The organism is Flavobacterium sp., from assembly GCF_044376915.1.
Taxonomy (GTDB): domain Bacteria; phylum Bacteroidota; class Bacteroidia; order Flavobacteriales; family Flavobacteriaceae; genus Flavobacterium.
The window spans coordinates 1-13474 of record NZ_JBILKB010000018.1 but is presented as its reverse complement, the minus strand read 5'-3'; the positions used below and the strand labels follow the sequence as shown (position 1 = coordinate 13474).

General features: G+C 36.4%; 8 protein-coding genes. 5 read left to right on the top strand and 3 right to left on the bottom strand.

What is annotated here, in order from left to right; all coding sequences use genetic code 11:
* Window positions 1-33 precede the first annotated feature (33 nt).
* Complete coding sequence (locus ACIQ6Z_RS03340) at window positions 34-2103, bottom strand: M13 family metallopeptidase (protein ID WP_396209517.1); 2070 nt, start codon at window positions 2101-2103, stop codon at window positions 34-36.
* Window positions 2104-2106: 3 nt separating this feature from the next.
* Window positions 2107-5496, bottom strand: a complete 3390-nt coding sequence (locus ACIQ6Z_RS03335; RefSeq protein ID WP_396209516.1) for a T9SS type A sorting domain-containing protein — start codon at window positions 5494-5496, stop codon at window positions 2107-2109.
* Between the two features lie 121 nt (window positions 5497-5617).
* On the opposite strand from ACIQ6Z_RS03335, the gene ACIQ6Z_RS03330 reads away from it, so the two are divergent.
* From ACIQ6Z_RS03330 to ACIQ6Z_RS03315, 4 genes are all read left to right on the top strand, one after another.
* The gene (locus tag ACIQ6Z_RS03330) at window positions 5618-6316 is read left to right on the top strand and encodes an SCO family protein (protein ID WP_396209515.1); all 699 of its coding nucleotides are present in this window, start codon (window positions 5618-5620) and stop codon (window positions 6314-6316) included.
* Between the two features lie 79 nt (window positions 6317-6395).
* Window positions 6396-6626, top strand: a complete 231-nt coding sequence (locus ACIQ6Z_RS03325; RefSeq protein WP_396209514.1) for a ferrous iron transport protein A — start codon at window positions 6396-6398, stop codon at window positions 6624-6626.
* A gap of 1 nt (window position 6627) precedes the next feature.
* On the top strand, window positions 6628-8736 hold the full coding sequence (gene feoB, locus ACIQ6Z_RS03320; protein WP_396209513.1) for a ferrous iron transport protein B: 2109 nt from the start codon (window positions 6628-6630) through the stop codon (window positions 8734-8736).
* Window positions 8737-8977: 241 nt separating this feature from the next.
* Window positions 8978-11203 carry a TonB-dependent receptor family protein gene (locus tag ACIQ6Z_RS03315; RefSeq protein ID WP_396209512.1) on the top strand — a complete coding sequence of 742 codons (2226 nt, stop codon included), beginning with the start codon at window positions 8978-8980 and terminating at the stop codon, window positions 11201-11203.
* A 185-nt stretch (window positions 11204-11388) separates the two neighbouring features.
* Here the strand turns inward: ACIQ6Z_RS03315 and ACIQ6Z_RS03310 are convergent, their stop codons facing one another.
* Window positions 11389-12207, bottom strand: coding sequence for a ZIP family metal transporter (locus ACIQ6Z_RS03310; protein ID WP_396197668.1), 819 nt, complete (start codon window positions 12205-12207; stop codon window positions 11389-11391).
* A gap of 66 nt (window positions 12208-12273) precedes the next feature.
* Between ACIQ6Z_RS03310 and ACIQ6Z_RS03305 the strand changes: the two genes are divergently transcribed.
* Window positions 12274-13416: a lycopene cyclase family protein gene (locus ACIQ6Z_RS03305; protein ID WP_396209511.1), complete on the top strand. Its 1143-nt coding sequence runs from the start codon at window positions 12274-12276 to the stop codon at window positions 13414-13416.
* Window positions 13417-13474 lie beyond the last annotated feature (58 nt).

Below are 13474 nucleotides of genomic sequence, written 5' to 3'. Positions count from 1 at the left end.
ATAGATGGGATTTGATTTAAAATTTGAATTCGATTACCAAATTTTAACTCGTTTTTCGGGAGATAGATACATCCCGTTTTGAGGTTGTATATTGAATACTTTGTAAAAGGCTTCGACGTTTTGTAACGGCACATAGGCACGATACATTCCAGGTGAGTGAGAGTCTGTTTTTACTTGGTTTTTTATAGCCTCATCTCTCATTTTACTTCTCCAAATGGTAGCCCACGAAATAAAGAAGCGTTGCTCTGGCGTAAATCCGTCAATCAATCCCGGATTTCCATTTGCTTTCAAATAAATTTGCAAGCCATCATAGGCTGCGTTAACACCACCTAAATCTCCAATATTTTCACCTAAAGTAAATTTTCCGTCTACAAAAATACCCGGTAACGGCTCTAAGGCTGAATATTGATCTGCTAAGGCACTTCCCAATGTGGTGAATTGTTTCAAATCATCTTCACTCCACCAGTTTACCAAATTTCCATCGGCATTATATCTCGATCCCGAATCGTCAAATCCGTGTGAAATTTCATGTCCAATTACGGCGCCAATACCACCATAATTTACAGCTTCATCGGCTTTATAATCGTAAAAAGGCGGTTGTAATATAGCAGCTGGAAATACAATTTCATTGTTTGTTGGACTAAAATAGGCATTAACCGTTTGCGGTGACATACCCCATTCTTCTTTATCTACCGGCTTACCCATTTTTTCAATGTTTTTCTTATGACTCCATCTGGCATACATTCTGGAATTTTCAAAATAGGTGCCTCCTTGTTCTGGCGCTTTTACTTCAAGAGTGGAATAATCTTTCCATTTGTCTGGGTAACCAATTTTGACACGAAATTTATTCAATTTATTTTTTGCATTTTCTTTCGTTGCTTTGGTCATCCAAGGCAAATTATTGATACGGTTGTCAAAAGCTTGCATTACATTAGCAATCATCGCTTGTGCTTTCGCTTTGGCTTCTGGTGGAAATTTCTTAGCCACATATAGTTTTCCTAAAGCTTCTCCAAGTCTTCCATTTACAGTTGCTAAAGCTCTTTCTTCAGCCGGACGTTGTTTCACGGCGCCTGTCAATGTTTTTCCATAAAATTCAAAATTTGCATTCTCAATAGTAGTAGAAAGCAATCCGGCCGAACCTCTTAATGCGGTCCAACGCATGTAGGCTTTCCAATCGGCTATTTGATTTTCCTTTAAGATGGTTTCAATTGCTTGAAGGTACTTGGGTTGTGACACTACTAATGAATCAACTTTTCCCATGCCTACTGCATTAAAATATGCCTCCCATTTTACCGTGGGTGCTAATTTTTGAAGATCGGCAAACGCCATTGGATTATATGTTTTTCTTCGGTCTCTGCGCTCTACGCGATCTAAAGTAGCCGCAGACATTCTTGTCTCTAACGACAGTATTTTTTGTGCATTTTCTTTGGCTACTCCTTCTGAATCTCCTATAAATTGTAACATTTTTGCCACGTGAAGTAGATATTTTTCACGTTTTTCTTTACTATCGGGCGCATCCGATACATAATAATCTCTATCGGGTAATCCCAAACTTCCTGTACCTACATATACTACATTTTTATTGCTGTTTTTAGCATCGGCTCCGATATAACTTCCAAAGAAGCCCAATCCCATTTCGGGTTCCATTTCGGCCAATAATGCCAACAACTGGTCGGCGTTTTGAACATCATTAATCTTAGCCAAGTAGGGTTTTAAAGGTTCGATTCCTGCTTTATTTCTACTTACTGTATCTAAAACCGTTTTGTATAAATTAATGGCTTTAGCTTGATCTGATTTGGGATCAATAGACTTGTCGTTGATGGCTTCTTTTAAAATGACCATCACATCGTCGTCGGTGTTTTTTCGCAATTCATCAAAGCTTCCCCAGCGGGTTCTATCGGCAGGAATTGCTGTGTTATCTAACCAACTCCCATTTACGTAACGATTAAAATTATCCGCTGGATTTACCGATTTATCCATGAAATTTTGATTAATTCCAATTGTTTGCTTTTGTTGTGTCGCTTTTTCTGTGGAGTTACATGAATACAGTATTGTGGATAATACCAAAATACTTACACTTCCGTTTACAATACATTTTTTCATACGCTATTCTTTTATTATTCGTTTTACTGTTGCTTGATCATTATTTATAATTTTTACAAAATAAATGCCTGGTGACAGATTTGATACGTCTATTTTTGTTTCAAAATTAGCCACCGTTATTTCATTTTGCTTGTATACTATTTTTCCTGTTAAGTCATACACTTCAATGCCCGTAGGCTGAATGGTTCCCAAAGCAATATTAAAAATTCCATTGGAAGGATTGGGATAAATCCAAACATTATTTAGGTCAAAATTTTGATTAGAAAGCGTTCCTAAAATTACGAAATTATCTATGTTTACTCCTAAATCGGTAACCGATTGATCGGAATGAAAAACGATTCGAAATAGGACTGCTGATGGCGCCCCTAATGCCCCTAATGGATAAGTGTAAGTAGTTAACGTGGTGCTTTCTCCTGTCCATTGTGCCCCAGGACAATTATAACAATCTGATCCCGCCGTTTCTGCCGTTCTGTTGCTATTATACCATGTTGGGCCCATTTCGCCTAATACAGTCCAAGTGGCCCCAAAATTTGTAGAATATTCAACATAAACAATATCCCAATTGAGTTCAATATCAAATTTCATATCAAAACTGATCTGCGGATTTATGACCTCTGATAAATTATAACATTGAGAAACTAAATAAGTCTTTATGTTGTCTGGATAATTGCGAACCAAATTAGTGGTATATACCGTATTTCCGGAAGAAGTTAAAGCATCAGCTCTAATTCCGCGCACCCATTGAGAGCCTTCGCCACCATCATTATAAGAAATTAAGGCGTCTGATGAAGCAGTAAAAGGATTTACTTGTCCGATAATGCCTGAATCGTTAACATAAAATGTACTTGCTCCATTATTGTTATCAGAATACGTATCATTAGGAATTGATGTGGACACCGTAAGTGTATGAATTCCTCTTGTTAATGTCGATTGTGGAAGATTGATAGTTGTGGTTGCATTGGATGCAATAACTCCATTCCACACATAATTACTCGGAATTCCATCAATAGTATAATTCACAGATACACTAGTAATTGTATTGATACCGTTGTTTTTCACTTCCACTTGTGGTACTATGGTAGCCTCGCAGTTGATTGTGCTTCCAGGGCTTTGAATGCTTACAAATTTTACATCGTTTGCGGGCAATTGAACCGGAATATTGGTTTGCCAAATACCTCTTCCATATGTTGCAGCCACTAGCTTGGCATCTTCTAAATTAATCTCTAAATCGGTTACTGAAACATTTGGCAAATTAGTATCAAAAGGTTGCCAAGAACTCATAGAATCATCCCTATAATATACCCCTAAAGTGGTTCCGAGATATAATGGATTGTCAGAATTTCTACCTTGATGTACAATTACATTTTTTCCAATATTTGGCAATCCATTGGAGAACTCCGTAAATGAAACTCCTCCGTCAGTTGATTTCAAAACATCACCTGAGGCTCCTTGAGTGGTTACATACACAATGTTGCTATCTGTAGAATGCACCTCGATGGAAGTAATAGAAGTGGGTGCTAAATAAATTGCGGTAAAAGTAATCCCTAGGTCTGTACTCTTATACAAATTGGACCCATTAGCAACATACATAATGTTGTCATTTGAAGGGTCTATAGTTATCAATTCGATATTTCCGCTTCCAAATGAAGTGGTGTTTTGTTGCACCCAAGCACCTGCAACTAGTTTAAATAAATTATTATACCCCGAAAAAAGTACTCCTGCTGAATTAATTGTTAGTGGTGTCACCCAATTTCCACTCAAGCCCGCTGGTGCAGAAACAGAGCTGCTTAACCCATTTCCGGCATTATTGCTAATATATAAATTACCTCCCGACTGAATAAAACCATAATATAGATTTGGATTGTTTGGATGTATTGCGGTGTCCATTCCGTCAGCACCATAATAATTTTTCCATTGTCCTCCGCTATATGCATGCCCACCATTGTCTTGTAAACCCCCCATCATGTTTGCAGCAGATTGTTTCGAAACTGCAATTTTATAAAACTGGCTAATTTGTACCCCTGCAGTTAAATCGGTGAAATTTGTTCCTCCATTGGAAGAAACATAAATACCCCCATCACTTCCACAATACAATTTATTGCCATGGAAACCAAGATAATGAATATCAGCATGTGTATATGAAGGCGCTGCGGGCGAACTCCAGTTGTTTACTTTAGTAACACTAACGCCGCCATCGGTGGACTTCCAAACATTTAAACAGCCTGTATATATTTCGTTTGCATTTGTGGAGGAAACTGCTAATGCCAAATCAAACCAAGATTGACTAGATTCAAATACATCTCCCGAAGACGTTTCATTTGAAGACGTTTTAGTCCACGTTGTTCCACCATCAGTTGAACGATAAATTCCTTGCATATCGCCATCATTTCTTGCGCTCAATATGTAGATATAATTTGCATTTGCCGGTGTTACATCCAATAGTAATCGGCTAGAACTTTCAGGTAATCCAGTTGTAATTTGATTAAATGTGGTTCCGGTATCCGTTGAACGAAAAAATCCGGTATTTGAAACCGCATAAACAGTGGTTGGATCGCCGGATTTCAATCGAATTGTCCCTTGCGAAAAATTACCGGTTTGCACTTGAACCCATGTCGATCCAGCATTCGTTGTTTTAAAAATCCCATTATTTGTGGCACACCACAAAATTTGATTGTTGCTTGGATGTATGAGTAAATCTCCTGCATTTGATGGATTTGAACTACCCATAACTCCTGTTGGATTCCAAGTAGTACCGCCATCAATCGATTTAAACACACCTACTGAATAGGAATCGCCGGCATCTTTATCACCCGTCGCAATGTAAATTACATTAGAATTTGAATAATCTACTGCTATTCCAGAAACCCCAATTTGTGGCAACTGATCTGTAAGAGGTGCCCATGTTGAACCATTATTTGTTGATTTCCATATTCCTCCAGCTGGCGCACCTAAATATACAGTATTGGAATTTGATGGATCAACATGCACAATGTTTACCCTTCCTTGACCCGAAGACCAAGATCCAGTATTTGTATGAGTAAATGGGCCTATGGGCTGCCAATTACTATCGGGTAACGAAAGGCTGCTTCTGTTGAATTGCGCTTGTTTTTTTTGGTGCCATGAGGCCCAAAAATCGGATGATGACACAATATATCCTTGTGGATTGGTATAGTTTCTCCAATGGTATTCCCATCGCATGAATGGCTTATAACCCGATCCTTTTACGGTTTTATCGTGGGTAGTCCAAAAGTTATTGAATTGGGCCACTAATTCGTCTATTGTAGCTTCGTTACGAGATGTAAAGGCGTTAGCCATCCAGGGCGCAGAAGAATTAAATTGTGAAAACCCTAAAAAGGAACACAACACACTAACTATCAAGTAATTTTTAATCATTTTACAATAGCATTGAAGTAAACATTCACAAATATAGGAAAGAAAATCAACTTCAAATAACTTTAACATTCGTAGAATATGGGTTACAAAAAAAATAATGTTTAATTTTGCAAAAAAAATAATGCTGTCAATTTTCAAAGCATACAAAAAATTTATAGTGCTTTTTGTGATCCTTTCTGTTTTCATATTTTTTGGTATGTATTCTTTACTCAAACCCCAAAAAATGTTGCCTATTTATGCGCCAAGAGATGTAAACCCTGAATTAGTAGATTCTACTCTTCAACATGTTGGAATCGATCACAAAGTGCGCGAATTTCGTTTTACCAATCAAAATGGTAAAATTATTACCCAAAAAGATTATGAAAACACCATCTATGTTGCCGATTTCTTTTTTACTACTTGTCCGTCCATATGTCCAAAAATGACCAATAACATGGTGTGGTTGCAAAAACAGTTGAAAGCATATCCGAATGTAAAATTGTTGTCTTTTTCCGTGACACCCGAAATTGATACCCCTGAAGTATTGAAAAAATATGCCGTAAAAAAAGGAGTAGATGACACCAAATGGAATATGGTAACTGGCGACAAAAAAGAAATTTATTCTTTAGCCCGAAAATCGTATCTGGCCGTAAAAACTGGCAAACCCGAAGAATATTTTGATATGGTGCACACCGAAAATTTTATTCTGGTTGATAAAAATAAACGCATACGAGGTTTCTATGACGGCACTAATTTGGACCAACCGACTTCGGATCCAAAAACCAAAAACATGACCCAACTATTAGAAGATATTGTTTGGCTGGTAGAAAATCAAAAATAATCTAGATTAATATGTTTTTTTAGGTCATAAATGGCTTTTAATTTTTACTTTTGTATTTTAATTGAATCTAAATAAGGAAATGGATCCGAACTCGTCAACCCTTCTAATAGGTGAAACAGCCACAATTACTGCTGTTAATTTAGACGAAATCCCGCTAAAACTTTTAGAAATGGGATGTTTGCCAGGTAACGCAATTACCCTGCTACAAATAGCTCCTTTTGGCGATCCTTTATATTTCAATGTCAACGATTCGCATGTGGCCATTCGATTAGAAACGGCCAAAGAAATAAGCATTCAAAAAGCTAAATAAGATGAATGCTACCCCTATAAAAGTCGCGTTAATTGGCAACCCTAATGTGGGTAAAACCTCTGTTTTTAATGAACTTACCGGTCTAAATCAACAAGTTGGAAATTATCCCGGAATTACCGTTGAAAAAAAACAAGGCGTTTGCAAATTAAGTGAAACCGTTAAAGCTAAAGTTATTGATTTACCTGGAACCTATAGTTTAAACGCCAGCTCTATTGATGAGAACGTGGTGATTGAATTGCTGCTCAATAAAAACGACGAAGATTTTCCGGATGTGGCAGTAGTGGTGACAGAAGTAGAAAACTTGAAACGAAATTTATTGCTTTTTACCCAAATAAAAGATTTGGAAATTCCGGCCATATTAGTCATCAATATGGCCGACCGAATGAAATTAAAAGGCATTGAATTAGATATAGCCTCGTTAGAAAATGAACTGAAAACCAAAATTGCATTAGTTAGCTCTAGAAAAAAAACCGGCATTGAGCAATTGAAAACGTTGATATTAAATTACAACGAACTTTCTACTGAACCCTGTTTGAATGCTTCCTCAATTGATCCCGATTATTTTAATAATTTAAGAAGAGCCTTTCCAAATCAATTGTTATACAAGCTTTGGTTGGTCATTACACAAGATGTTAATTTTTTAAATTTGGAACGAAATGAAATCAAAAGTTCATTTACAAAGTCGCATGCTGATTTAAAAAAATTACAACAAAAAGAAACCATAAAGCGCTATCAATTCATCAACGACACACTCAAAATAGGTCAAATCATTGACCGTTCCAAAGCAACCGATATTCGAGAAAAAATTGATCGCGTGCTCACCCACAAATTCTTTGGCTATTTAATTTTCTTTGGAATTTTAATGGTGATTTTTCAGTTTTTATTTGATTGGAGTAGTATTCCGATGGACTTTATTGATGCTTGTTTTGCTAATTTTAGTTCGATCGCCAAACAGCAACTTCCTGCTGGTGAATTTACCAACTTAATCAGTGAAGGTATCATCCCGGGAATTGGTGGCATTGTGATTTTTATTCCACAAATCGCCTTTTTATTTTTGTTTATTTCGGTATTAGAGGAAAGTGGCTATATGAGTAGGGTAGTGTTTTTAATGGACAAAATCATGCGGAAGTTTGGTTTATCAGGAAAAAGTATTGTCCCGTTAATTTCGGGAACAGCCTGTGCTATTCCGGCCATAATGAGTGCTAGAAATATCGAAAATTGGAAAGAACGATTGATTACCATTTTAGTTACCCCTTTTACTACTTGTTCCGCACGATTGCCCGTTTATGCCATATTAATTTCCTTGATTATACCGGAAAAAAGAGTATTGGGTTTTCTAAGTTTACAAGGATTAACTTTAATGGGCTTGTATCTTTTGGGTTTTGGAATGGCTGTTTTTTCGGCCTACTTACTCAATCTATTTTTAAAATTAAATTGCAAATCGTATTTCGTTATTGAAATGCCCAGTTATAAAATTCCCCTGCTCAAAAATGTTGGAATTAATGTTCTTGAAAAAACACGTTCGTTTGTAACGGGAGCGGGTAAAATCATATTAGCCCTTTCCATAATTTTGTGGTATTTAGGTTCACATGGTTTGAGCAACGATTTCAACAACGCAGAACAAAATGTCATTCAGGAGTTTCAGTCTAAAAACATTCTGCTAAGCGCTTCCCAATTGGAAGATAAAGTAAATGCCTATAAATTGGAAAAATCCTACATTGGTTATATGGGTAAAGCGATTGAACCTGCCATTAAACCGTTAGGATATGATTGGAAAATTGGCGTGGCTGTTGTGAGTTCGTTTGCTGCTCGAGAAGTTTTTGTAGGTACTTTGGCAACTATTTATAGTGTGGGAAGTCGCAGTGAAGAAGAATCAACTATAAAAAACAGAATGGCTGCTGAAGTTCATCCTATTACGGGTAAGAAAGTATTTAATTTTGCAACCGGAATTTCCTTGTTACTGTTTTATGCTTTTGCCATGCAATGTATTTCTACGTTAGCCATTGTAAAAAAAGAAACAAATTCTTGGAAATGGCCTATCATTCAATTGTGTTTCATGAGCGGCTTTGCTTATGTTGTCGCTCTAATTGCCTACCAAATTCTTAAATAATTACTAGCGCCCATTTATTTTTCAAAAAGCAAGCCTTTGCTTCCATAATACTGTGTGAAGGTTTTTCTTATGTTTTAAATTATTTTTAAGTTTTTAAACAAAAAAATACAAAAAAAGCTGTTTTTTACTTAAATAATTCAGCAATAAATAATTCGTCATTTGTGGTGAAAAAAATTTATTTATAATTTGTCTAAATAAAAATTACTATTTATTTTTGCTATGTAGAATTAATCTAAATAAAATGAAATATTATATTGTTACACTACTTTTGTTATTTTCAAGTACTGTAAATGCTCAAGATATTAAAAAAGAAGCGCATAAAGACTCCATTAACAAATTAAAAGAAGTTGTGATTTCTGGTTCCCAAATAATTGGGAGCAAATTTGAAGCAACTAATAAAACCGGATCTGCTTCCTATATTTCGGCAGCTGATTTACAAAAATTCAATTATACCGATATCAATAGAGTATTACGAACGGTTACTGGGGTATCTGTTTATGAAGAAGATGGTTTTGGATTAAGACCCAATATCAGTTTGAGAGGAACCTCTCCAGACAGAAGTGCCAAAATAACTTTGATGGAAGACAATGTTTTAATTGCGCCTGCACCATACAGTGCTCCTGCAGCCTATTATTTTCCAGCTGTTGCCCGAATGAATGCTGTTGAAATATTAAAAGGAAGTAGCCAAATACAATATGGGCCATTTACTACGGGTGGAACCATAAACTTTGTTTCCCTTCCGATCCCAACAAAATTCAATGCGGGTTTTTTAACAGATTATGGGAGTTTTAATACGAACCGTACCGCTGCAAATGTGGGAATTTCCAATAAAACCATAGGAGCTGTTGTTCAATTGTTAAACTATAATTCGGATGGCTTTAAAGACTTGCCTAGTGGTGCCAATACAGGCTTTGAGAAAAAAGATGTAATGGCAAAATTTAGAATTCAATCCAAACCAAACCGTAAAACATATAACGCCGTAGAATTTAAATTGGTCTATGCGGAAGAAGACGCAAACGAAACCTACCTCGGTTTAACCCAAGAAGACTTCAATCGATCTCCTTTTAAGCGTTATGCAGGCTCAGAAAAGGACAACATTACAACAAAAAACAATCAGTTTTCAATAACACATACCTTTAAAACAAGTGATTATTTTAGTATCACCACAACAGCATATCAAAATAAATTTAGTAGAAATTGGTACAAATTGAATGATGTAAGATTTGGGGGTACAACTTATGCCATTGATGCCATTTTGAAAGATCCAACAACAAACGCATTAGCATTTGATTACATAACGGGTGTCCAAAATTCACCAAACAATGCCCTCCGTGTGAGAGCAAACAACAGAAAGTATTTGGCGCAAGGCATACAAACCAAAATAGATTTTCATTTTTTAACTGGGGAAGTATACCATGACTTAGAAATTGGTGTTCGTTACCACAAAGACAATGAAGATCGTTTTCAATGGAATGACGGTTATGCCATGCGTAACGGCTCTATGGAATTAACTTCATCGGGAACTCCAGGTTCACAAGACAACAGAATAGCCTATGCAAGAGCGATGGCCGCCCATGCCTTGTATAAAATTAAATACAAGCAGCTAACCGTGACACCCGGAATCCGATTTGAAACGATTGATTTACGCAACGAAAATTTTGGAATTGCAGATGCAACACGATCGGGAGTTAACGTAATTGAAAACGACAATCATGTTAAAGTTTGGTTACCTGGTATAGGGGCAAACTATAAAATAAACAAAAACGTTTCCTTTTTTGGTGGGGTTCATAAAGGATTTGCTCCTCCTACAAACACACCTGGGACACAAGCTGAAAAAAGTATAAATTATGAACTGGGATCGCGTTTCAATTACAATAAATTATCGGGAGAGATCATTAGTTATTTTAATAATTATTCCAATTTATTAGGAAGTGATTTAGCTGCAAGTGGTGGCTCGGGAACTTTAGACCAATTCAATGCGGGTGCAGCCCACGTGAAAGGAATAGAATTAGTAGTAAACTACCAAATTTTAAACGAAAGTAGTAAATACAAAATTCCGGTTACTTTTGGTTACACCTTAACCGATACCGAATTTGCAACTGAATTTTCAAGTGCTGATGGTGCCTGGGGAACTATTGAAAAAGGCGATGAAATACCCTATATCTCAAAACATCAATTCAATGCTTCTATCGCATTAGAACACGAAAAATTTGAAATAATTATTGGTGCAAGATACAATGGTGAATTTAGAACCGTAGCAGGTCAAGGTAGCATTTCAAACGAAAACGCGGTGCCGAGTAACACTGTACTAGATTTTGGATCAAAATACAAATACAATAAGCATTTTAGCATTACCGGTGCCGTTAATAATCTTTTTGACACCACGTATTTGGTTTCAAGAGTTCCTGCAGGGTTGAGACCTGGAATGCCATTTAGTGCCACTATTGGAATAGCAGCGCAATTTTAACACTCATAAATAGTAACACAAAAGCAATCGCAATGCGATTGCTTTCCCTATTTTTGCATTATGGATATACAACAAATATTGGTTTACATTTCTCTGGCAATAGCCGTAGGATTTTTAATAAAAAAATTCTTTTGGAAAAAACGGGTTAAAAAATCAAAACCTTGTGGTGATGATTGTGCATGTCATTAACCGAGTGCGACATCAAGCATCATCATTACAATAAATCCGCCAATAAATCCTAAGGTAGCAATGTCGGTGTTTTTGTCTTGCTGGGTTTCTGGAATTACTTCTTCTACCACCACAAAAATCATCGCTCCCGCTGCAAAAGCTAGTGCATAAGGCAACAAAGGCGTGAAAAACGTTACCGCAACTGCTCCTAAAACTCCCGCAATTGGTTCTACTAAAGCCGAAGACTGACCATACATAAAACTTTTCCAGCGGCTCATTCCCATTCGACGTAAAGGCATAGAAACGGCAATTCCTTCCGGGAAATTTTGAATCCCAATTCCAATGGCTAAAGTAACTGCTCCGGCAATGGAAGCTTCTGGAATTCCCGCGGCGACTCCTCCAAATAAAACGCCAACAGCTAATCCTTCTGGAATATTATGCAAGGTTATGGCCAAAACCAACAATGTGGTGCGCTGCCATGGCGATTTTATCCCTTCCGTCTCTTTAAAATTAATATGTAAGTGGGGTAATACTTTGTCCAGTCCAAAAATAAAAATAGCCCCTAATAAAAAACCAACAGCAGCCGGAATTACTTTTACAAAACCTTCGCCTTCCGTCATTTCAATAGCGGGAGCCAACAAACTCCAAAAACTTGCCGCCACCATAACACCTCCTGTAAAACCCAGCATTCCGTCGAGCACAACACGATTCATGTTCTTAAAAAAGAAGACAAAAGAGGCGCCAAAGGCGGTTAATCCCCACGTAAAAGTAGTCGCCAACAACGCGGCTAGAATAGGATCAATTCGTTCAAAAAAATCTAAAACAATCTGAAACATGGCTTATTTTTTTTCAAATTTAATGCTATTTGCCCTATAAAAACAAGTAATTTAGTAAATTTGGACATGCAACAGGCTCATTATATTTTTACAGGTTCAGGATTATCGGCATTACTCACGGTATATGAAATGCTATTGTCTGGAAAATTTCAAGACAAAACCATTTTATTAATTGATGAAAATCCTAAAAAGACAAACGACCGCACCTGGTGCTTTTGGGATGAAAACACCTTGTGTGAAGAACTTGTTTCGAAAAAATGGTCAGAGGCTGTTTTTGCCAACGGAAAAGTAAATCGGGTTTTATCGCTTCAGCCGTATCAGTATAAAAAAATAAATGGAATCGATTTTTACGACTTTGTGTTCCAAAAAATTGCAGAAGCCGAGAATATTCAATTTCTTCAGGAAAAAGTGCTCGACTATAAAGATTTGGGCACCCATTGTGAAGTTAGAACCGCTAGTGAAACCTATACCTGCAACAAGGTCATTAATTCCATTTACAACCCAGAAAACGTAAAATCACAAGACAAATTTCCGTTAATTCAACAACATTTTATCGGTTGGTTCATCAAAAGCAAAGAAGCAGTTTTTACTCCAAATTGCGCAACTTTCATGGATTTTTCGGTAACCCAAAAAGGGAATACGCGTTTCATGTATGTTTTACCGACTTCTGAACATGAAGCTTTAATAGAATATACGCTTTTTTCAAAAGATTTATTGGTAAAAGACGAATACGAACTCGAAATCAAAAAATATATTCAAAAGCTAGGCATCACCGAATACGAAATCATCGAAAAAGAACAAGGTAACATTCCAATGACATGTTATCCGTTTTGGAAACACAATACAAAAAACAGCATAAATATTGGTTCGGCTGGGGGTTGGACCAAAGCAAGCACAGGATATACCTTTAAAAATGCCACAAAAAAAGCAAAAGAATTGGTGTCGTTTCTTCAAACTGACTCTGACTTTAGAAACGTACATAAAATAAACAAATTTTGGCTGTATGATTTGTTGTTATTGGATATTTTGAGTGCTAAAAACGAAATAGGTGCGTCTATTTTTTCGGCTTTGTTTACTAAAGGAAATCCAACGGTTATTTTTAAATTTTTAGACGAAGAAACTTCTTTTTTGGAGGACCTAAGTGTCATTTGGAAATGCCCAAAAAAAATATTTATTCAAGCTTTGCTGAAAAGATTATTTTCCCTTTAAATCCAAATAAAATTTTAGTATTTGTTTAAAATTTTTCTTTGAAATTCATTGTATCTTT